At 44.0% G+C, this 22,763-nt stretch carries 20 protein-coding genes; 7 read left to right on the top strand and 13 right to left on the bottom strand.

The features are described from left to right. Nucleotides 1-90: 90 nt before the first annotated feature. The 6 genes from VCA1004_RS01180 to VCA1004_RS01155 all read right to left on the bottom strand — a co-directional run bounded on the left by VCA1004_RS01180 (nucleotide 91) and on the right by VCA1004_RS01155 (nucleotide 5,540). Nucleotides 91-972, bottom strand: coding sequence for an L-ribulose-5-phosphate 3-epimerase (locus tag VCA1004_RS01180; protein ID WP_086982038.1), 882 nt, complete (start codon nucleotides 970-972; stop codon nucleotides 91-93). Between the two features lie 8 nt (nucleotides 973-980). Beyond that, the gene (locus tag VCA1004_RS01175) at nucleotides 981-1,628 is read right to left on the bottom strand and encodes a 3-keto-L-gulonate-6-phosphate decarboxylase UlaD (RefSeq protein ID WP_086982037.1); all 648 of its coding nucleotides are present in this window, start codon (nucleotides 1,626-1,628) and stop codon (nucleotides 981-983) included. A 4-nt stretch (nucleotides 1,629-1,632) separates the two neighbouring features. Beyond that, nucleotides 1,633-2,454, bottom strand: a complete 822-nt coding sequence (locus tag VCA1004_RS01170; RefSeq protein WP_086982036.1) for a Cof-type HAD-IIB family hydrolase — start codon at nucleotides 2,452-2,454, stop codon at nucleotides 1,633-1,635. A gap of 14 nt (nucleotides 2,455-2,468) precedes the next feature. After that, a complete protein-coding gene (locus tag VCA1004_RS01165; protein WP_086982035.1) occupies nucleotides 2,469-3,173 on the bottom strand; it encodes an L-ribulose-5-phosphate 4-epimerase in 705 nt (234 codons plus the stop codon). Between the two features lie 9 nt (nucleotides 3,174-3,182). Next, the gene (locus VCA1004_RS01160; RefSeq protein ID WP_086982034.1) at nucleotides 3,183-3,650 is read right to left on the bottom strand and encodes a PTS sugar transporter subunit IIA; all 468 of its coding nucleotides are present in this window, start codon (nucleotides 3,648-3,650) and stop codon (nucleotides 3,183-3,185) included. Nucleotides 3,651-3,722: 72 nt separating this feature from the next. After that, nucleotides 3,723-5,540, bottom strand: a complete 1,818-nt coding sequence (locus tag VCA1004_RS01155) for a PTS ascorbate-specific subunit IIBC (protein WP_086982033.1) — start codon at nucleotides 5,538-5,540, stop codon at nucleotides 3,723-3,725. 340 nt (nucleotides 5,541-5,880) lie between these two features. On the opposite strand from VCA1004_RS01155, the gene ulaR reads away from it, so the two are divergent. From ulaR to VCA1004_RS01135, 4 genes are all read left to right on the top strand, one after another. After that, entirely contained in the window at nucleotides 5,881-6,636 is a 756-nt protein-coding gene (gene ulaR, locus VCA1004_RS01150; RefSeq protein WP_086982032.1) for an HTH-type transcriptional regulator UlaR, read from the top strand. A 120-nt stretch (nucleotides 6,637-6,756) separates the two neighbouring features. Continuing rightward, complete coding sequence (gene ulaG / locus VCA1004_RS01145; protein WP_086982031.1) at nucleotides 6,757-7,824, top strand: L-ascorbate 6-phosphate lactonase; 1,068 nt, start codon at nucleotides 6,757-6,759, stop codon at nucleotides 7,822-7,824. Between the two features lie 292 nt (nucleotides 7,825-8,116). Next, on the top strand, nucleotides 8,117-9,472 hold the full coding sequence (locus VCA1004_RS01140) for a Na+/H+ antiporter NhaC family protein (protein ID WP_086982030.1): 1,356 nt from the start codon (nucleotides 8,117-8,119) through the stop codon (nucleotides 9,470-9,472). Nucleotides 9,473-9,684: 212 nt separating this feature from the next. Continuing rightward, nucleotides 9,685-12,015 (top strand): FdhF/YdeP family oxidoreductase, encoded by a 2,331-nt coding sequence (locus VCA1004_RS01135; protein ID WP_086982029.1) that lies wholly within the window; start codon nucleotides 9,685-9,687, stop codon nucleotides 12,013-12,015. A 335-nt stretch (nucleotides 12,016-12,350) separates the two neighbouring features. Here the strand turns inward: VCA1004_RS01135 and fdhD are convergent, their stop codons facing one another. Further along, a complete protein-coding gene (gene fdhD, locus VCA1004_RS01130) occupies nucleotides 12,351-13,196 on the bottom strand; it encodes a formate dehydrogenase accessory sulfurtransferase FdhD (protein ID WP_086982028.1) in 846 nt (281 codons plus the stop codon). 219 nt (nucleotides 13,197-13,415) lie between these two features. Between fdhD and gmk the strand changes: the two genes are divergently transcribed. From gmk to spoT, 3 genes are all read left to right on the top strand, one after another. Further along, nucleotides 13,416-14,039, top strand: coding sequence for a guanylate kinase (gene gmk, locus VCA1004_RS01125; RefSeq protein WP_086984592.1), 624 nt, complete (start codon nucleotides 13,416-13,418; stop codon nucleotides 14,037-14,039). 118 nt (nucleotides 14,040-14,157) lie between these two features. Further along, on the top strand, nucleotides 14,158-14,430 hold the full coding sequence (rpoZ, locus tag VCA1004_RS01120) for a DNA-directed RNA polymerase subunit omega (RefSeq protein ID WP_105902889.1): 273 nt from the start codon (nucleotides 14,158-14,160) through the stop codon (nucleotides 14,428-14,430). 26 nt (nucleotides 14,431-14,456) lie between these two features. Beyond that, on the top strand, nucleotides 14,457-16,586 hold the full coding sequence (gene spoT, locus VCA1004_RS01115) for a bifunctional GTP diphosphokinase/guanosine-3',5'-bis pyrophosphate 3'-pyrophosphohydrolase (RefSeq protein ID WP_086982027.1): 2,130 nt from the start codon (nucleotides 14,457-14,459) through the stop codon (nucleotides 16,584-16,586). 224 nt (nucleotides 16,587-16,810) lie between these two features. Here the strand turns inward: spoT and VCA1004_RS01110 are convergent, their stop codons facing one another. The 6 genes from VCA1004_RS01110 to rpe form a co-directional block, all read right to left on the bottom strand. After that, complete coding sequence (locus tag VCA1004_RS01110; RefSeq protein ID WP_408646888.1) at nucleotides 16,811-17,632, bottom strand: DUF1338 domain-containing protein; 822 nt, start codon at nucleotides 17,630-17,632, stop codon at nucleotides 16,811-16,813. Nucleotides 17,633-17,821: 189 nt separating this feature from the next. After that, nucleotides 17,822-19,042, bottom strand: coding sequence for an aspartate aminotransferase family protein (locus VCA1004_RS01105; RefSeq protein ID WP_086982025.1), 1,221 nt, complete (start codon nucleotides 19,040-19,042; stop codon nucleotides 17,822-17,824). A 225-nt stretch (nucleotides 19,043-19,267) separates the two neighbouring features. Then, nucleotides 19,268-19,849 (bottom strand): aminodeoxychorismate/anthranilate synthase component II, encoded by a 582-nt coding sequence (locus VCA1004_RS01100; RefSeq protein WP_086982023.1) that lies wholly within the window; start codon nucleotides 19,847-19,849, stop codon nucleotides 19,268-19,270. Between the two features lie 100 nt (nucleotides 19,850-19,949). Beyond that, nucleotides 19,950-20,966 (bottom strand): tryptophan--tRNA ligase, encoded by a 1,017-nt coding sequence (gene trpS / locus VCA1004_RS01095; protein WP_086982022.1) that lies wholly within the window; start codon nucleotides 20,964-20,966, stop codon nucleotides 19,950-19,952. Between the two features lie 162 nt (nucleotides 20,967-21,128). Continuing rightward, nucleotides 21,129-21,815: a phosphoglycolate phosphatase gene (locus VCA1004_RS01090; RefSeq protein ID WP_086982021.1), complete on the bottom strand. Its 687-nt coding sequence runs from the start codon at nucleotides 21,813-21,815 to the stop codon at nucleotides 21,129-21,131. A gap of 127 nt (nucleotides 21,816-21,942) precedes the next feature. Beyond that, nucleotides 21,943-22,617, bottom strand: coding sequence for a ribulose-phosphate 3-epimerase (gene rpe, locus VCA1004_RS01085; protein WP_086982020.1), 675 nt, complete (start codon nucleotides 22,615-22,617; stop codon nucleotides 21,943-21,945). Nucleotides 22,618-22,763: the final 146 nt, after the last annotated feature.

Here is a 22,763-nt window from a genome sequence, read left to right as displayed (position 1 = left end):
TTTTCTGACATTAGCGATGTTTGACTCGCTAATCGGTTAAGCCTACTGAGCTGCTATTCTGTTGTTTTTGCGCAACCTCAATCTAATAAATTAGCTTCCAAATAAAGGCATCACACCCGTTTGACTACAAACTTCGTTTAAACGAACCTGAGCTTTCAAAATGTTATCTTTCCAGTGCTCATCTTGCGCCCACATTTCGATCACAAGTGGCACTACGCATTCCGTTTCTTTCAATGTTTTGAAGATCGCATTGAAATCGACTTCTCCCTCACCAATCACTAAATCACGGAACTGCCCTTTATATTCAGGAGTGACGCGATACGTATCTTTAAGGTGAATCTGAGTAATATGCGGCTTACTCAGCTTAAGCTCTGTCACGATGTCATAATTCCAACCCGAGATATTACCTACGTCTGGATACGCAGTGAAATAAGGTGAGTCAATCTCACGGCTCAACACTTCAAACTTGCTTAACGAGTTCAGGTAATCCGTGTCCATGATTTCAACCGCTAGCATCACCCCAGCGCGTTCCGCCAGTTGTGCCGAGAGCTTCATACCTTCGATAAAACGTAGGTGTGTCGCTTTGTCTGCTAGTTCGTAGTACACGTCATACCCTGCCAGCTGAATGGTACGAATCCCCAACTTGTACGCCAACGTAATAGCCTTCTCCATATGGATAACAGCTTGCTCTCGCACTTTAGGATCGGCTGAGCCAAATGGGAACTTACGGTGTGCACTCAAACACATCGACTGTAGCGGCACTTGATGTTTTTCACACAAGCGACGTAGGCCATAGACCTCTTCATCGTACCAGTCTAAACGACTGCGTCTTTCATCGGACTCATCGATCGAAATTTCGAGGAAATCAAAGCCTAACTCTTTCGTCGTTTTTAGCTTATCTTCCCAACTTAAGTCATTCGGAAGGGCTTTTTCATAAAGCCCGACACGATGGCGCGTTAAGTTTTGGTACATAACGCCTCCTAGCTCCAGTAACGGCTGATTTGTTCTTTCAGTGCTTCAGCGGTTTCTTGACCCTTTTCACCTGCCAACGCGCGACCCGCAATGAAAGTTTTCGCTTTAATGCCTTCGAATAGATACAAATCTTCTGGCACGATGCCACCTGTAATAGAAAGCTCGATACCCAGCTCAGACAGCGCACGCATCTTCACTAAGTCCGCTTCTGTCCAGCCCACACCCGCCAACTCAGCATCACGGGAACGGTGGTAGATCGCTTGTGTAATACCTAGGTCAACCCACGCTTGAGCGTCTTCCATTGTCCAGTTACCGTAGATCTCGATTTGAATTTCGCCATTAAATTCATCAGCGACTTTCTTACACGCGTCAATGGTTGCGATGTGCGCTGCTGCTGAAACCGTAATCCAGTCAGCACCGGCTTCAAAGGCCATACGTGCCAGAATCGCACCGCCATCTGTGGTTTTCATGTCACACACTAAGATATGGTCAGGGTGGTTTTTACGCAGTGTCGAAACCGCCTTCATGCCTTCAGCGAACGCAAGGATAGTCCCCACTTCAATTACATCTACGTAGCTCTCTACGTTGTTAGCAACTTCAATAGCAGCAGGTAGGTTCGTTTGGTCTAGGGCGATTTGAATCATTGGTTTAGTCATGGTTTTATCCTTTAATTTGTTCACGTATTAGATGGGCAAGACCATCTTGATTGTTATCTGTTTTACATACGGCTTGAGCGTTCGATTTGACGGTGTCGTCAGCATTAAACATCGCTACGCCTAACCCTGCGTATTGAAGCATGGATATGTCGTTGTGATTGTCGCCAATAGCAATTACTTGGGATGGTTGAAAACCCAACTCATTCACGTATTTAGCAAGGCGTAGGCCTTTACTATTGCCCATGGCAGCAAAGTCGATTCGGTTCGACCAAGAACGTTCGCCGTTAAAGTGCTCTTTGACCCAAGGCGTTTGCATCAAGCGTTCAACCGACTCTTGCTCCCCTTCCACCACAAACTTCCACACAAACTCAGTGTTCTTCGCCGTTTCAGAGAATGAATCCACGCGGTAGATATTTGGCTTGTGGTGCTCTGGCGCTTGCTCAGCCCACTCTTCCAACGCCAACATGTAAGCGAATGGGTTGTAGTTCGAGTAAGTCATCGCATCGGTGATATACATCACCATCTTCAGCTTGTATTCCTCCGCTAGCTCAATGAACATCTGAGCGTGTTTATGGTTAATAGCGTTCTGAGTTAAAACAGTCTCGGTTTGGTAGTCATACATGTAGGCTCCGTTGCAGCAGATAATCGGAGTATCTAGCCCTAACTCATAGTAATAAGGCCTTGCTGCGGTGTGATGCCTACCGGTCACGATCATCACATGGCAATGTTGCTTAGCCTCTTGGATCGCTTTTTTCACTTCAGGATGGATGGTGTGATCATCAGTCAACACGGTTCCATCAAGGTCTAACGCCAATACTTGATACATCGCCTCTCCTCACATCATGCTTTTTGCTGCCCGTAGTAAGCATTTTCACCGTGCTTACGTAGGTAATGTTTATCTGATAGCTCCGGCTGAATCTTGATCCAGCTGTTCAGCGAACGTGTAGCTAGTGCCATTGCCGATACTTCCTCTAGCACTACCGCGTTATGTACGGCGTCTTTGGCATCTTTACCCCAAGAGAAAGGCGCATGGCCCGCCACAATCACACTCGGTACTGCCATCGGGTCGATATGACGCTGGATAAACTCTTCGATGATCACCAAGCCAGTGTTCTTCTCATACTGATCAGCAATTTCGGTGTTCGAGAGCTTACGTGTACACGGGATGTCACCATAGAAATAGTCAGCATGTGTCGTGCCCAGAGCTGGAATATCAATGCCCGCCTGCGCCCAAATCGTTGCACTGCGAGAGTGAGTATGCACAATGCCGCCGATGTCTGGGAATGCTTTGTAGAGCTCCAGATGAGTAGCAGTATCACTTGAAGGATTCAGCTTGCCTTCAATGATGTTGCCCTCTAAATCTAATACCACCATGTCTTCAGCCGTCATGTCACTGTATTCAACACCTGAAGGTTTAATCGCTATCACGTCATTTTCACGGTCAAACTCAGAAACATTGCCCCAGGTAAATGTCACTAAGCCGTACTTAGGAAGCTGCAAATTCGCTTCTAAAACACGTTGTTTCAATTGGCTATATTTGGACATATCGACTCCTTAAGCCGCTTCAGCTTGTGCGAGAGCCATATCAATCAGATTCACCACATCTTGCGGTGTTTTACATGCACGTAGTTTTGAGAAATCTTCATCAAACTCGATCAGGTTCGCGACCTGCATCGTACCTTCGATGTGTTCTTCTGAATCTTTACCTGCCAAGGTGATCAGCACATCGACTGGCTCGTCTACGTCATCAAATTGAATTGGGGTTTCTAAGAGTGTTAATGCGAAGCCTGTTTTGATTACCCCATCCTCTGGGCGGCAATGTGGTAGAGCGAATGCGTCGTGAATACAGATGTATGGGCCTTCAGCCGAAATCGCTTTGATGATCGCATCGTAGTAACGCTCTTCAGCTACACCAGCTTTAACCAAAGCATCAGTACCGATCTTGATAGCCGACTGCCAGTCGGTTGCTTTTGCATTAAGTTGAATTGAGTTGTTGGTAATCAGAGATTCTTTCAAGTTCATTGTTTTGCTCACTTAGTAATTTGTTATTAGTATTTTTATTAGCCCAGTCGCTTTGCCGCTGAGCTAGTTCAATTATTTGTGGAAGTTGTTTTCGATAAGTGAAATCAGCTCATCACCAAAGGTTTTCACCATGATCATGTTCTTCACTGCTAGCTGCTGTTTACCTTCCGGTAAGTTGGTAATCTTTTCAGCCAGAGCAACCGAAGTAACGATGATATCGAATGAACCTAAGTGTGATTTGTAGTCTGTGATTGCACTGTTGAATGTTGTTGCTGGAACCCCTTTCTTATCTAAGAACTCTTTAATCTTCTTAGAACACATCATTGAAGAGCCTTGACCAGAGCCACAGCACACGAGAACTCGCACTGGTTTTTGTTCAGTGGCGTTGCTCGCTTGTGGAGCCTCAGTCACCGCTTGAGATTTCACAGGCGCTTGCGAATTAGGAGCTTCAACCTCAACTTCTACGCCTTCTGATGTTACTGCTGTCATGGTTTGCGCTGGTTGCGCTTCGCCGTCTTCTTCAGCACGCAGTGCTTTCGATGCGAAGTACATGTAAACACCCGATAGTGCGACAACAACAAAGAAGAACATGCTAGAGCTAGAGATACCTTGCATGATTGGTGGGAATACAAGAGCCCAATCAGCCATACCCATCCAGCCGTTAAACTCAGTACCTGATTGCGCAAAGATGTGAATCGCCCAAGCTGAACCAACCACCTCGATAATGCCCATTACAAAACAGATCTTCATCACCGCTTTCCAGCCACCGAAGTGGTTAGCGAACACACCAATCGTTGCGTTAGAGAAGAACATTGGAATGAAGCCAGGGATAATCATAATTGGCGCATCGAAAGCCAACATCGCCAATACTGCTGTGAATTGACCCACAGCACCCCAAAGGAAGCCGAACACCATTGCGTTTGGTGAATATGCGTAGATAGCGGCACAGTCAATAGCAAGAACCGCATTCGGGATTAGACGTTGAGAAATACCATTGAACGCTTCAGAAAGCTCGGCAACGAACATACGTACACCGGTTACGATAACTTGAATCGCTACTGCGAATTTCAGACCCGTTTCGAAGATGTAGATAAGCCAATGTGTGCTACCTGCCATCTCCTGAAGATTATCAAGGCCGAAAGAGAGAAGAATAATGCCGAAGAATGCCGTCATGACTAACGTAGTAGCAGCAATACTATCGTGGAAGATGTGTAACCATTTCGGTAGGTTGATGTGGTCTACACTGTCGTTCTTATCACCTAACTTTGGAGCAACTTTCGTTGCTACCCAAGATGCAAACTGCTGTTGGTGACCAATAGAGAAGCCAGCTCCGCCTGTCACTTCTTGTGTAGGCTTGAACATAATGTTGGAAGAGATGCCCCAGTATAGAGCCATCAAAATTGCAGAGTAGATGATAGTTTCCCACATACCCGCACCAAGCACGAAGTAGAAAACAGCAATCAAGCCAGCTTGTTGGAACATGATGTGTCCCGTAAGCATGATAGTGCGGATACCCGTAATTCTGCGAAAGGCAACCAATAGAATGTTGATTCCCAGTGCCATAAGGACTGCGTATCCAACCCAAGAGTAATTGTCACCCATAGTTTCCATGGTGGCCATCATGGAGGTGTAAGGGTCGATTACCGAGCCTGTTAGTCCATGAATTTCACTCATCTTTTCAATAACAGGTTTAAAACCTGCTACCAGTGTTCCCGCACCCACTTGAACAATCATAAAACCAACAATGGTTTTAATTGAACCAGCGATAACGGTTGTTGCGTCACGTTTGAGAAGGATGTAACCGAGACAAGTTACGATACCAAGCAGCAAAGGTGCTTTGGTCATAACCTGACTGTAAAAAATATAGAAGATATCGTATAAGAACTCCATATCTTTACCCCTGATATAATTTGTATTTTTAATGATTTGTAGGATTCAGTGATGTCTTGTTTTGCTCACGAGATAAACTTTAACAATCAAAACCAATCATTCAATGCTCACTTGTGATTACTTTGACTTAAATCAATTATCCACTATTAGAATATGGGTAATTGGGCATTGGATCACACCAAAAAAGCAAAACACAATAAAAAACAATAACTTATCAAAATCGTGATTAAAGTCTTGTTTTACAAAATCGAGTATTTGACAATCATTAACGTGATAATTAGAATCAAAACAAATCAAAAGTAATCATAAAATTGTCACAACGACAAATAGAGTGATAAATATGAACGAAATGCAAAGACACAACGGCATCCTGTCGTTACTAGAAGAAATGCAGACGATTAACGTCTCTCATATTATTGATAATTTTAGTGTTTCACCGGCTACCGCTAGACGTGATATCGCAAAGTTAGATGAGCTAGGCAGACTTCGAAAGGTACGAAATGGCGCCGAAAGAATAGAAAACCAAAAGAGAAAGTGGTCACCGCTCAATATCAACAGTACTGAGTTTTATGAAGAGAAATCTCTTATAGCGCATGCTGCTGCCGAGCTTTGTCAGGCGGGAGACACCGTAGTCATAAACTGTGGTTCAACCGCTTTCCTACTGGGCCAGCAGCTATGTGGAGAAGACGTTCAGATCGTGACGAACTATTTCCCACTCGCTAGCTACCTTATCAACGAAGATCATGACGACGTGATCATCATTGGTGGCCAATACAACAAGGCACAAAACATCTTTTTAAACCCAGCACCAAACTCATTGAGTGGCTATGCCGGGAACTGGATGTTTACGTCTGGTAAAGGGTTAACTGATGCGGGTCTCTATAAAGCCGACATGCTAACCGCCGTTGCCGAGCAACAGATGTTAGAACAAGTCGACAAGTTAGTCGTTGTAGTCGATAGCTCTAAAGTAGGTCAAAGAACCGGAATGCTGTTTTGTAATGCCAAGCAAATAGATATTGTCATTACTGGTAAAGATGCCAACCCAAATGTTATTAAAAAGATTGAAGCTCAAGGGGTGCAAGTCATATTAGTGTGAACCTAAAGAACTAACCCAAAAAATAATAATAAAGCTCAGCTCAGTACTTTAATTCTAATTAAGGTGCTCGGCTCCCTACATCTAAAACTAATCAAATAATTGAAATTTAAAGGTATCATCATGAAAAATATAAGTGAAATAACCCGCGAATCTTGGATCCTAAATACATTCCCGGAATGGGGTACTTGGTTAAATGAAGAAATCGAACAAGCAGTTGTTGCCCCAAATACCTTCTCTATGTGGTGGTTAGGTTGTACTGGTATTTGGCTAAAATCAGAAGGTGGTGCAAACCTATCAATGGATTTCTGGTGTGGTACCGGTAAAAAAACACAAGCAATTCAGAAAATGAAAAACCAACATCAAATGATGCGTATGGGCGGAGTTGAAGCACTCCAACCAAACCTGCGTACCTCTATTTTCCCTTTAGACCCATTTGCAATAAAAAAAATCGATGCTGTAATGGCTTCCCATGACCACGGTGACCATATTGATATCAACGTAGCGGCAGCTGTTCTAAAAAACTGTGACGAGCATGTGAAATTCATCGGGCCTAAAGCATGTGTAGATCTGTGGATAAAATGGGGAGTTCCAGAAGATCGTTGTATTATTGCAAAAGTTGGAGATGAAATTCAAATCAAAGACGTGAACATAAAAGTTCTAGACGCTTTCGATCGTACAGCATTAGTTACACTACCGGAAGGTACATCTTCTTTAGATAAAGACATCTTAGATGGTATGGACGACCGCGCAGTTAATTACTTAGTCGAAACAACCGGCGGCTCAATTTACCACTCTGGTGATTCACATTACTCTAACTACTACGCTAAGCACGGTAACGATCACAAGATTGACGTTGCATTGCTTTCTTATGGTGAAAACCCACGCGGGGTAACAGATAAAATGACCTCCTCAGATATTCTTCGTGCAGCAGAATCTTTAAATTGTGAAATAGTTGTACCATTCCACCATGACATTTGGGCTAACTTCCAAAACGACCCACGCGAAATCGAGGTGCTATGGAACATGAAAAAAGAACGTCTTCAATACAATTTCGCACCTTTCTTCTGGCAAGTGGGAGGTAAATATACTTACCCAACAGATAAAAATCGTATGCATTATCAGCATTTTCGTGGTTTTGCTGATATATTCAAAAATGACCCCGAACTACCTTACCGAGCATTTTTATAACAATTTAAAATAAGCTATAAATTAGAAATATACTCAATGCCCAAGTCCTAAGCTCAATGTTTATCAAAGATAATAGAGCATAAAACTTGGGCATAATTTATTTAAAATGAATAGATAACTATTAGTATCTTGATATTCAATAACTTATTCATGATTTTACACAATACTTACATTTCGTATTTATTATGAAGCCCTCACCCCTAACCAGCCATTTAGACGTCTAGACGTTGACATTCCTCTGCTCAAGCTTTAATCTGCGCGCCCTGTTTCTATTATTACTTTTTGGAATGTTATGTCTGCTATCCCTCCATCCAATTCAACTCCAGCGAGCAACATCACACCTTCGGCTTTAGCTTTATTACCTTTAGGGGTCTTTCTGGCGTTATTCATTGGCGTAGGGGCTTATTTGACTTTACAAGGGGTCGATTTTGCGTTTTATCAATTGCCTGCACCGATCGCGGCATTACCAGCGATTGTATTGGCGATTGCCTTAAGTAAAGACAAAATTAACCAAGCGATTGAGCAATTTTTAAAAGGCGTTGGTCACCAAGACATTATTGCCATGTGCATGATCTACCTATTAGCGGGTGCCTTTGCGGCGGTTGCCAAAGCGTCAGGTGGTGTCGATGCAACGGTCAACTTAGGCTTATCCCTGTTACCCACTACTATGATTTTGCCCGGCATCTTTTTAATTTCCGCCTTTATTGCCACGGCGATGGGCACCTCAATGGGCACCATTGCCGCCGTGGCTCCGGTGGCCGTTGGCATTGCCCATTCAGCAGGCATGAGTTTGCCATTAACGGCAGGCGTCGTATTAAGTGGTGCTATGTTTGGAGATAACTTATCGATCATTTCCGATACCACGATTGCGGCAACTCGTTCACAAGGCTGTGAGATGAAAGATAAATTTCGCGAGAATATTAAGATCGCACTTCCTGCCGCCCTCATTGCGTTGGTGATTTTTGCTTTGAGTAGTACTGCAACGCAAACTCCCGCGACCTCGGAGATTGAATGGCTTAAAATCTTGCCTTATATCACCATCTTGGTTTTAGCGGTATCAGGGTTAAATGTGTTCGTAGTATTGAGTTTAGGTATTATTTTTGCCGGAGCGGTCAGCCTGTTTGCAGTGCCAGATTATGCCTTAACCCAATTAGGTAAAGACATTTATGCAGGCTTTGGCAACATGCAAGAAATCTTCATTCTTTCAATGTTAATTGGTGGTTTAAGTGAATTGATGCGTCGACAAGGTGGCTTAGCCTTTTTAACTCAATTCGTCAGCCGTATCATTCAAAAGTTTGGCACCCAACATTCTCATGATGCCAATTCTAAAGCCAGTGAGTTTGGTATCGCCATTTTGGTGTCTTTAACCAATTTTTGTACGGCCAATAATACGGTCGCAATCATTGTTTCAGGCAGCGTGGCCCGTGAGCTTTCACAACAAAATGATGTCTCACCACGTCGCTCGGCCAGTGTGTTGGATATCTTTTCTTGCGTGACACAAGGCATTCTTCCTTATGGGGCACAAATTTTGTTGTTGGGTTCCATTTTTCAGCTTTCGCCTTTAGAGATCGTCAGCAACTCTTATTACTGTTTTGTGTTAGCGGCTTGCGCGATGTTAGCCATGCTACTTAAACCTCATCGTCTCTAACTTACTGCCTCTTTTCCCTTCGGTTTCCTCTACCCCCTCATGGTATTTTGACTCAAAATGCTATGAGGGGTTAAAAAAGTCTTACATTTTTTATAACTTTTATTGATAACGGCTAATATTTAGGTGTATCTTTAGCCACTCCTCACCATGACGCAACATTCTTGAGTTTTATTTAACAAACTCTAACTTTTCACCTCACCGAGGAACCGTTTATGGCAATAAAAAAATATACCCACGCGGCGGGCGGCTGGGGCGCACTTATCAGCACCAGCAAGCACTTACTAAAAAGCGAAAATGTCGCTAAAAATATCCGCAATTTATTACGGACCAACCAAGATAAAGGTTTTGACTGCCCCGGTTGTGCTTGGGGTGAAGATGGCGAAAAAGGCTTTTTCCACTTTTGTGAAAATGGAGCCAAAGCTGTTAACTGGGAAGGTACTCGTCGCCGTGTAAATGCCGCATTTTTTGCGCAACATCCTGTCAGTTGGTTGCGCAAACAAAGCGATTATTTTTTAGAATATCAAGGTCGCTTAAATCAACCCGTTCGTTACAACTCACAAACCGACCATTATGAAGCTATTAGCTGGGATGATGCTTTTGCTCTTATTGCTAAACATCTCAATCAATTAGAATCCCCCAATCAGGCTGAGTTTTATACTTCTGGACGCGCCAGTAATGAAGCGGCATTTTTATATCAATTATTTGCTCGCGCAGTTGGCACCAATAATTTCCCTGATTGTTCGAATATGTGTCACGAAGCCACCAGCGTGGGGTTAGCTCAGTCTATAGGGATTGGCAAAGGCACTACGCGCATGGAAGATTTCGCTAAAGCCGACGCTATTTTCTTATTTGGGCAAAACCCAGCAACCAATCATCCACGCATGATGGATACCTTATACAAGGCTTCACGCCGTGGCGCTTCGATTGTCTCTTTCAATAATCTTAAAGAGCGTGGCTTAGAACGCTTTACCAACCCACAAAATAAAATTGAAATGATCACCAACGGGTCAACTCCAATCAGTGGTCATTACTTCAAGCCAAAATTAGGCGGTGACATGGCCGCGGTACGTGGCATGGTTAAGGCACTATACGAATTTGATCAAAATGAAATTGCCCAAGGCCGCCCCTCCATTTTCGATCATGAATATATTGCCGCCCATACTAACGGCATGGAAGATTATCTCGCTAAAGTCGCGGCCACCCCTTGGGATGACATCCTTGAGCAATCAGGATTAACTCGCGAAGAAATTGACAGCGCCGCCACCACTTACCGCCAAGCTAAACGCGTGATCACAACCTGGGCGATGGGAATCACCCAGCACAAACATTCGGTCAATACCATTCAAGAGATCGTAAACTTACAGTTGCTCTTTGGGCAAATTGGTCGTGAAGGCGCTGGCGTCTGCCCTGTTCGTGGACACAGTAATGTCCAAGGTGACCGTACGGTTGGCATTAATGAAAAACCCTCAGCGGCTTTCAATCATAAAATGGAACAAGTTTTCAACTTCACCGTTCCTAAACAGCCGGGCCACAACGTAGTTGAATCGATCAAGTCCATGTTAGCTGGGGAGAGCAAAGTCTTCATCGCTCTTGGGGGTAACTTTGTTTCCGCCACCCCCGATACACGCCTAACTCAACAAGCTTTGGAAAGTTGTCACTTAACCGTGAGTATTGCCACCAAACTCAATCGCACGCATTTATCGCCGGGTAAAGACTCCCTGATCCTGCCTTGTTTAGGTCGTACCGATATCGACTTACAAAAACAAGGACAACAATGTGTTACGGTCGAAGACTCCTTTAGCATGGTGCATGCCTCTTATGGTGCAGTTGCTAATGATAAAGAGCATAACGATCAAGGTGAGATGCGCTCCGAGCCTGCGATCATTGCAGGAATGGCTCAAGCCACATTAGGCTCTCATCCGGTCGCATGGTTAGATTTAGTTGATGATTATGATCGTATTCGATCGTTAATCGAACAAGTGATCCCAGGCTTTGCTGGCGTGAATGAGAAGATCAAACAACCGGGTGGTTTTTACCTTGGCAACTCAGCGCGAGAAAATAACTGGCAAACTCCATCGGGTAAGGCTGAAATCATAACCCATGATTTACCTGAACATTTATTACCCGCTAAATTACGTGCCATGAGTGATCAAGCGGTGTTCGTGTTACAAACCATGCGTTCTCACGATCAATACAACACCACGATTTATGGCTTTGATGATCGCTATCGTGGCGTATTTGGTGAGCGAAAAGTGCTGTTTATGAATGCGCAAGACATCGAGAAAATCGGTCTAAAAGCTGGTGAACGGGTTGATATTCGTTCGCTTTATGCCGATCAATATGAACGTGAAGTCTTTGGCTTTAAATTGGTCGCCTATGATATTCCGGTCGGCAACATTGCCGCTTACTTCCCAGAAGCAAACCCATTAGTGGCGCTGCATGATAGTGGAGATTTAAGCCATACCCCAGTGTCTAAAGCGATCGCCGTTACTGTGAAGAAAAGTGCTGAAACCGATGAAAATATCCATGTCGTGTCTTATTAATACCAAGCACGAGTTAATACCGAGCACCAGCTATTTTCATTTAGGACGTTGAGTCACACCACTATGTCACAAAGTAGTTGGCTATATCGCTGATTTATCAAGTGACACATTTATCAATGTGACAAAAAAGCTCAGGCCGAACATCAATAATATGTTCGGCCTGAGCTTTATTTGGCTATAAGTTTTCTTTAATCATTAGCTTTCTTGAGCCATTAACCTTCTTTAACTATTAGCCTTCTTTAACTATTAGCCTTCTTTAACTATTAGCCTTCTTGAACCAAAATCTTGCTTAAATCATTAACTTACTTAAACCATAAAGAAGCTGGAATCGAGTGTTATGGCTCTATCAATAATCGATGCGGATAAGTATAAGCGTCCGCACGTCCTGGGCGGCAGAAGCCCACTAAGGTTAAATTCGATTGCTCAGCCAGTGTCACCGCCATACTGGTGGCGGCAGAGATAGCCAACAAAATTTCCACCCCTGCGCTCACGGTCTTTTGTACCATTTCGAAACTGGCACGACTGGTCACCAAAATCGCCCCTCCTGAGCATTTATTTTTTGCGATATACCCCACCAATTTATCTAAAGCAATATGACGACCGACATCTTCTCGAATGGCGACAATCTCTCCTTGCTGCGACAAATAGACCGCCGCATGTGTTGCCCCTGTGATTTGGTTAAGCGCTTGCAGATCTTTAAGTTGTGCCAACACCCCATCAATAAGATGCCAATCTAACACGCTCTGATTAGGAAGTGGTGGTTGGGAGCGCACCACATGTGATAAATGCTCAGAGCCACAAATACCACAACCGGTTCTGCCTGCCATTGTCCGACGAGCTTGTTTTAACCTTTCAAAACAACGATTGGATAATTCAATGTACAGCTCTACCCCCGCCTCAGAGGTTTGTATCTCAATGTCATGAATATCACGAGCATAATCAATAATGCCTTCAGACAATGAAAACCCTATCGCCAAATCCTCCAGATCCGTTTGACTGCACATCAATACCGTGTGAGAAATACCGTTGTATATCAAGGCTACTGGGGTTTCGATGGCAAACTGCTCTTGCTCATTCACCACAGCAGATGTGGCCTGAGAGCGAAAACGAGTCACCGGAGCTGCTTGTATAACAGAATCGGGTACAGGAATAAGCGGCAATCGTGAGTGGGAGTTTTTCATAGCAACATCAATCTTAAATACACCGCTTGAGTATACCGAAAAGTCACTCTGAACATAGGAAATAATAGCCAACCGATTCAAATTAGAGTGCAGTTGTGCTACTCTTCGCTCCCCATTTTTTCCCTGACTATTTTTATCCTTTGTGTGCGTTGTCTACCACACCTGATGGTAAGCGACTAAAATAGGAAGGCAAACCACAACAAAAGTGAATGAATAATGATCGGTAAAGGTACGCTTTATATTGTTTCTGCACCAAGTGGTGCAGGTAAATCGAGCTTAATTTCTGCCATGTTAGAAAAAAACCCTAACTACGCGATGAAAGTGTCTATTTCACACACCACTCGCGATCAACGTCCTGGCGAAGAAGATGGCGTTCATTACCACTTTGTGGAAAAAGAACATTTTGTGGAATTAATGCAACAAGGCGTATTTCTTGAACATGCCGAAGTGTTTGGCAATTATTACGGCACCTCTCGAGTCTGGATTGAAGAAAACCTCAATAAAGGCATCGATATTTTCCTCGATATTGATTGGCAAGGTGCTCGTCAAATTCGTGAACAAATGCCGCAAGCAAAAGGTATTTTCATTTTGCCACCCTCTAACGGGGAGCTAGAGCGTCGTTTGAACACTCGAGGCCAAGATAGTGCTGAAGTGATCGCTGGACGCATGAGCAAAGCCAAAGCAGAAATTTCTCATTACAACGAATACGATTATCTCATCATCAATGATGACTTTGACGCCGCCCTAATGGACTTTAAAGCTATCATCCGTGCTGAGCGTTTAAAACAAGATAAACAAGCGGTTAAATACAACGGCATGTTAAAAGCGTTGCTCACAGAATAATTCTGCGCCAACGTAACGAAAGTAAATCTATCGACGGGCATGTTATTGCTAGAATCTCAACAAGTATGGTTGTATAATTTCCCGTCATTCTAAATAAAATTCACTAATTGGAGTCACCATGGCACGCGTAACTGTCCAAGACGCTGTTGAAAAAATCGGTAACCGTTTCGACCTAGTTCTTATTGCGGCTCGCCGCGCACGTCAAATGCAAACTGGTAACAAGGATGCATTGGTTCCGGAAGAAAACGATAAAACGACCGTGATCGCTCTACGTGAGATCGAAGAAGGCTTGATCACTAAAGAAGTATTGGACGCACGTGAGCGCCAAGAACAACAAGAGCAAGACGCGGCAGAACTAGCAGCAGTAAGCAGCATCGTTCACCACCGTTAATCTCTCTATTCTGGGCGTAGAACACATTGTACTTATTTGAAAGTTTAAAGGCCGTTGCCCAAGAATATTTGCCAGAGTCTCAACTTGAGACTCTGCGACAAGCCTTTTTGGTCGCAAAAGAGGCGCATGAAGGTCAAAGTCGCTCCAGTGGCGAACCTTATATCATCCACCCTGTCGCGGTAGCCCGCATCCTCGCAGAAATGCATCTGGATAACGAAACCTTAATGGCAGCGTTATTACATGATGTCATCGAAGATACTGCCACCACCAAAGAAGATCTCGCTGCTCAGTTTGGTGAAACCGTAGCTGAACTCGTGGATGGTGTCTCTAAACTCGATAAACTCAAATTTCGCGATCGCAAAGAAGCACAAGCTGAAAACTTCCGCAAAATGATCTTGGCCATGGTGCAAGATATTCGCGTGATTTTAATCAAGCTGGCAGACCGCACTCATAATATGCGCACTCTTGACGCCTTACGCCCAGATAAGCGTCGTCGCATTGCGCGTGAAACGTTAGAAATCTTCTCCCCCTTGGCGCACCGCTTAGGTATTAACAACATCAAAACCGAACTCGAAGAGCTGGGTTTTGAAGCACTCTATCCCAATCGCTACCGAGTGTTAAAAGAAGTTGTGAAAGCTGCTCGTGGTAACCGCAAAGAAATGATCCAACGCATCCATAGTGAAATTGAAGGTCGTCTCCAAGAAGCCGGCTTACAAGTTCGAGTGTTGGGACGTGAGAAGAATTTGTACTCCATCTACAATAAGATGCGTACTAAAGAGCAACGTTTTCATACCATTATGGACATTTATGCCTTCCGCGTGATTGTCGATACGCCAGATACTTGTTATCGCGTGCTAGGTCAGGTACATAATCTGTATAAACCTCGCCCTGGCCGTATGAAAGATTACATCGCAGTCCCCAAAGCCAACGGCTATCAATCTTTACACACTTCGATGGTTGGTCCTCATGGTGTGCCTGTTGAAGTGCAAATTCGTACTGAAGACATGGACCAGATGGCGGATAAAGGGGTGGCGGCGCATTGGTCTTACAAAGCCAATGGCGACAGCTCAGGCACCACCGCACAAATTAAAGCGCAACGTTGGATGCAAAGCCTACTTGAACTCCAGCAAAGTGCGGGTAACTCTTTCGAATTTATTGAAAACGTTAAATCTGATCTCTTCCCAGATGAAATTTTCGTGTTCACGCCAAAAGGCCGCATTATTGAATTACCGGCAGGAGCCACTGCGGTTGATTTTGCTTACGCTGTACATACTGATGTGGGTAATACCTGCGTAGGCGCGCGAGTAGATCGCAATCCTTATCCGCTGAGTAAATCACTCAAAAATGGTCAAACCATTGAAATCATCAGTGCACCCGGTGCTCGCCCTAATGCCGCTTGGCTAAATTATGTGGTGACCTCGCGTGCTCGCACTAAAATTCGTCAAGTTCTGAAAACCATGCGCCGAGAAGAATCGGTGGCACTCGGTCGTCGCTTGCTCAATCATGCGCTTGGTGAGTTATCTCTTAAAGACATTAGCGCGGAAAATATTAAGCATGTCATTGCGGATCTAAAACTGAAAAGTGAAGATGAATTATTGGCAGCGATTGGCTTAGGCGAATTGATGAGTATTGTGATTGCTCGTCGTTTATTAGGTGATGCCGATGAGTTAACTGAGCTACCTTCTAACGAGGACGACGCTCTATCAACCAATAAAAAGCTACCAATTCGTGGTGCAGAAGGTATTTTATTGACCTATGCGAAATGTTGTCACCCGATCCCTGGCGACGATATTATTGCTCACGTATCACCGGGTCGAGGCTTAGTCATTCACCGTGAAACTTGCCCTAATATTCGTGGTTATCAAAAAGAACCTGAACGTTATATGGCCGTTGAATGGTCGAAAGATTTTGAGCAAGAGTTTATAACTGAACTTAAAATCGACATGCAAAATCGCCAAGGGGCTTTAGCCGACTTAACCAATGTGGTTGCTTCGACTGGCTCGAATATTCATGGCATCGCAACCGAAGAACGTGATGGTCGTTTATATACCGTTACCTTATTATTGACCACCAAAGATCGTGTGCACCTTGCTGGTATCATGAAACGTATTCGCGTCATGCCGCATGCCTTAAAAGTGCGTCGTGCTCGTAATTAATCGCATGATACACGAATGAGATGGTCTGATATTGCGTAGGGAAATGACTTGAGAACAAGCATCCATTTTCGATAAGTCGTTGCTCTACAATCAGGCCCTCATGAACAAAAGCTCTTTATAAACGAAAGCTCTTTATCTATGGCACTCGTTGCTCGAGTCAAAAAATTCCAGTCACGAGTGTCATTAGAGAAGTCACTTAATGGACAGCACTTAACAGACAGCGCCTAACGATTCGTGCTTTCAAAAATTTTGTCGGCTGACGCTTCCACAAAACCTTGATACAAAACCCCATCCGCTAAAGGAAAGCGTTTCGCAAACTCATAAAACCCGCCTGGAATACAAAGCTCACCATCAGAACACGCCACCGACACTTGGTCTGCAATGGTCGAGGACTGTTGTAACCCCACCGCTTCGCTCCCTTTAATATCACCTCCCGAATGATTTAATTCAAAATGATGCCAAACGAGAAAGTCATTTACTTGTTCAAGATCTGCAAAGCCAGGCAGTGCATTCACACTGATCGTAAAATGATTCGCACCAAAGCCATGAGCAGCAACCCAAGCAGCATATTCACTTTCTTTCGACAACTCAGCATAATCTTGTTTCGAAATACGCCACGGTCTGCCTTGAAATAAAAAACGAACATCATCTGTATATTGAGATGGAATATCATGCGTCAGCTTGTTAACGATATCTCTTAGGGTCTCTGAACACGCCGCTAGGTTAAGTTCACTAATAAAGACTTTCGGATAATCAGCTTCAGGATGTTGATAATGATGAGCATACAGCTTTTTCGCTTCAAAATGATATTCACCAGCCTGGTAGTACCCCAATTCAACAAAATGCTTGGCCAATTGTTCAAGACCTAACTTAGAGCCCGAAAAAGTGCGTAATGCAATATGGTCATTAATCGGCTCACCCTGCTGATGGGTCAGAAGTTTCTGCACTTTCAAGGCAGAAGGACACAGGCGGGTCGTGTAGTCTTGCCACAGATGTTCAAATAATTGCTCAACACTCAACATAGCATTTCTCCGATAGCGACTCATGGTATTCATACCAATCACATTAAATTGCTTTGATGGGTATAACTATAGTTCAAGTGAGCAAAAGCAATAGGTAACAGTTTAATTTCTTTCGTAAAACTCACATTGAGCGCACAAAAATAACGGGACAAAAAAAAGCGCTCCACAATAACGGGAACGCCTTAGTTTACTCGCTGAGTTAGTGTTAACGGATTAAGACTGATTCACCAATGAAGCCAACGCTGCATCCAGCTTCTCTAAACCTTGTTGAACCTCATTTTTAGTGATCACTAAAGAAGGGGTAAAACGTACCACATTCGCTCCGGCCACCAGCAGTAATAAACCGTGCTGACCTGCGGCCACCAAGATATCACGAGCACGCCCTTGCCATTCTTCATTGAGTTCAGCGCCAATCAATAAACCTTTGCCACGGATATCTGCAAATATCCCATACTTTTGATTTAATGCTTCTAAACCTTGCTTCAACCATTGCTCACGTTCGACAACGCCTTGTAAAACCATCGGTTGACTGATGTGATTCACCACCGCTTCCGCCACGGCGCACGCTAATGGGTTACCACCATAAGTGGAGCCATGTACTCCCACTTTCATATGTTGAGCCAATTCACTGGTGGTAAGCATCGCACCAATGGGAAAGCCTCCCCCTAATGATTTTGCGGTAGACAAAATATCCGGAGTCACCCCTAGGCCTTGGTAAGCATAAAAGTGGCCAGTACGCCCATTACCCGTTTGTACTTCATCGAAGATCAACAACGCATTATGTTGATCACAAAGATCGCGAACGGCGTGAATAAAGTCGCTATCCGGAGAGATGACCCCACCTTCACCTTGCAACGGCTCCATCATCACCGCGCAAGTTTTCTCCGAAATGTGTGCTTTTAAGGCGGCAAGATCGTTATAAGGAATATGCGTCACATTACCTGGTTTCGGGCCAAAACCATCCGAATAGCTCGGTTGACCGCCCACGGTAACAGTAAAGAACGTTCGGCCGTGGAAACCTTGTACAAACGCAATGATTTCACTTTTTTCTTCACCATGAACCTCTTTTGCCCAACGACGCGCCAATTTCAAGGCCGCTTCGTTGGCTTCGGCACCAGAGTTGGCAAAAAAGACTTTTTCCGCAAAACTGATTTCCGTTAACTTTTTCGCTAAACGTAAGGCAGGCTCATTGGTCATCACATTACTTAAATGCCAAATTTTATGGGCTTGTTCCGTTAAAGCTTCTACCATGATGGGATGGCAATGGCCTAAGCAGCTAACGGCAATGCCACCAGCAAAATCAATGTACTCTTTTCCTTGTTGGTCCCACACCACAGAACCTTGCCCACGAACCGGAATCATCTCCATCGGGCTGTAACATGGCACCATGACCTCATCAAACCAACTTCTTTTTACTTGTGTATTTATAGACATCCCTAATCCCTTTTATCCACGACCCATTGGTGATTAATTTAGCGAACTCCGCATCGAGTAGCAATAGATTTTTATTCACTTTTTTAAAATAAAAATTCAATAGTATTGATATCAGTGCGATCAATCGACTGACATTATTGATAATAAGCGTAGTGGAAAATAACGAAAGGATAAAATAATCGTCGTCAGCTTGTGCAATATCTAACACTTCTGACTTCCATTAGGTCAAGATTGCTGGATAAAATTCGCTAGGATCTGATGACCACATTGGGTTTTAATTGATTCAGGATGGAACTGCACCGCCTCAATTGGCAAGCTTTTATGTCGATAACCCATGATCTCATCCATTTCACCACTTTCGAGGGTACTCCAAGCGGTTAATTCGAAGCAATCTGGTAAGCTTTCGGTTTGCACTACTAAGGAATGGTAACGAGTCACCGTCAAAGGATTTGGCAAGCCAGTAAAGACACTGGTTCCGTTATGTACGATCGCAGAAGTTTTACCATGCATCACTTGTCGTGCACGTACCACTTGCCCTCCAAATACTTGAGCAATCGCTTGATGACCAAGGCATACCCCTAAAATGGGTAATTGCCCGGCAAAATGTTCAATCGCTTGCAATGAGATACCGGCCTCATTGGGTGTACAAGGTCCTGGAGAGATAACTAAATGAGTTGGATTCAGAGCTTCAATACCTGCAATATCAATTTCATCATTACGAATAACACGCACTTGCTGGCCTAATTCACAAAAATACTGATATAGGTTGTAAGTAAAGGAATCGTAATTATCGATAATCAATAGCATGGGTGGATTGGGCTCATTTAAAACAGAAGGGAAAGAATGCCTCTTTCAGTCAATAGACTCGCTTTCGGTCAAAACACCAAAAGAGGCATCATTTAGACGATTAAGCTCGTGGTACAAACCCCACCGCTTGGAAGGCTTTTGCTAACGTTACCGCCGCTTTTGCTGATGCTTTTTCAGCGCCCACTTTCATCACTTCATCCATGTAAGCGCGATCAGCACGAATACGATGATATTCCGCTTGAATCGGTTCTAGCATAGCAACTACCGCTTCACCTACATCTTTCTTAAATGGGCCGTACATTTCAACGCCAGCATATTGCGCTTCGATTTCCGCATAGCTCTTGCCTGTTGCAGCAGAATACAAGCCCATCAAGTTTGAAATACCTGCTTTGTTTTCCACATCGTGAGCGATACGTGGTGGCGTTTCTGTATCCGTTTGTGCTTTATTGATCTTTTTCAAAATCGACTTAGGATCTTCCAAAATAGTGATCACGTTTTTACGGTTATCATCCGATTTTGACATTTTCTTCGTCGCATCTTGCAAGCTCATGACACGCGCATTCACTTGTGGAATGTAAGGCTCTGGAATTTGGAAGATAGGCTCATCTGGGCTATACACATTGTTAAAACGGTTCGCAATATCACGTGCTAACTCTAAATGTTGTTTCTGATCGTTACCGACCGGCACTTGGTGAGCGCCATACAACAAAATATCCGCCGCCATCAAAACAGGGTAAGCAAATAAACCCGCATTAACATCATTCGCGTAACGTTGAGATTTGTCTTTAAACTGAGTCATACGATTCAGTTCACCCATTTGGGTATAGCAGTTTAAAAGCCAGCCTAATTGAGCGTGTTCCGGTACGTGTGATTGTACGAATAACGTGCTCTTTTTAGGGTCAACACCAACTGCAAGACAAACCGCTAACGCATCTAAGGTCGCTTCATGTAATGCTTTCGGATCTTGGCGAACCGTGATCGCATGCAAGTCCACGACACAATATTGGCAGTCGTAATCGTCTTGCATTTGTTGCCATTGACGTAGAGCACCCAAGTAGTTACCAATACTCAGTTCACCAGACGGTTGAACACCACTTAATACAATGGGTTTGCTCATGTTTCTTTCCTTTACCTGTCTACCCAATCAGGATGTCTTGGGCTTGAATTAAAAATAATGCCTGCTTCCCCTAAAATAATAGGAAATAACAGGCATTTCAGTTTACTGATCTAGCTCGGTTTGACTAGCGTTTTATCAGACTAATTGCTTCCAAGAGACAAATTAATTTACCACCGCCAGCACATCCAACAATTCAGCCAAATTATCTGCGACAAAATCAGGAGCAGAATCGGCAATCGGTTCGCCATGGTTGTAACCATAAGTTAAAGCAAATGAATGACAACCAGCATTTTTCGCCGCCAGAACGTCATTTTTAGAATCGCCAACCATCAACATTTGCTTAGCACTCACTTGGTGTTTCTCAAGTAGCCAGTTCAACGCCATAGGATCGGGTTTTTTGTTCGGAAAATCATCGCCGCCAATCACATCAACAAATACATCAGCAATACCGTGTTGAGCCAGAATGTCGGGGACGAACGCCGAAGGCTTATTGGTCACAATCGCCATTTTGTAACCTGCGCCATGCAAGGTTTGCAACGTTGATTTCACCTTGTCATACAGGTGGCTGAGTCGATGCCCGCCTTGGTGATAAAATTCATCGAAACGTACTCGCGCTTGCTTAACCAGCTCGGCATCTAAGTTCTCATCAATCAGAATATCTTGACTCAATGCTCGAGCGATCAAAATATCTGCGCCATTACCCACCCAGTCGCGAACTTGCGCTTGAGTCACACTTGGAAAATCGAGACTGCGCACCGCAAGATCGGCCGCTTCGGCCAAATCTGGCACGCTATCGAGTAAGGTTCCGTCTAAATCAAATGCGATTAATTGAATATCTTGTAGTGCCATTACCATGTCCATCGATAAAAAAACAGGCTTGAGTGTATCTCAAGCCTGTTTTTATATCGACCCTATTAGCTATATCGACCCATGAGCTATATTAACCTATGCGCTACATAGTCCTATTAACTCGGGCTTATTCTTTTACTTGGGCTAATTCGTTGCGCATTTGGTCAATCACTTCTTTATAATCAGGCTGATTGAAAATAGCAGAACCGGCCACAAACATATCAGCACCCGCTTCCGCGATTTCACGAATGTTATCTACTTTAACGCCACCATCAATTTCCAAACGGATGTTACGTCCACTTTCATCGATGCGTTTGCGCACTTCACGCAGCTTATCTAATGTCGAAGGAATGAAAGACTGACCGCCAAAACCTGGGTTTACTGACATCAACAAAATCATATCCACTTTATCCATGATGTAATCAAGATGGTGTAATGGCGTCGCCGGGTTAAAGACTACCCCAGCTTGACAGCCGTGCTCTTTGATTAATTGTAAAGTGCGGTCCACATGCTCCGTGGCTTCAATATGGAAAGTGATCATGCTGGCACCGGCTTTGGCAAACTCAGGTACGATGCTATCTACTGGCTTCACCATCAAGTGAACATCAATTGGCGCGGTAATACCGTAATCACGCAACGCTTTACAAATCGGCGCACCAAAAGTCAGGTTTGGCACATAGTGATTATCCATCACATCAAAGTGAACAACATCAGCACCAGCTGCCAATACTTTTTCTACGTCTTCGCCTAAACGCGCAAAGTCAGCAGAGAGAATGGAAGGGGCAATCAAAAAGTCTTTCATGGATAACTCCGAATAAGGCCAAAACAGTAGAAGCTCAATCGTGAACACAATTGAATATAATTTCGGCGCAAGTTTACCCAAGCAAACGATTAGATACAAGGCAGGAAAGCGTTTACGGGTGAATGGTCACATAAAGGTTCTAGGTA

Source organism: Vibrio aphrogenes (assembly GCF_002157735.2).
Lineage (GTDB): Bacteria > Pseudomonadota > Gammaproteobacteria > Enterobacterales > Vibrionaceae > Vibrio > Vibrio aphrogenes.
This window is presented reverse-complemented; position numbering and strand designations above follow the sequence as displayed.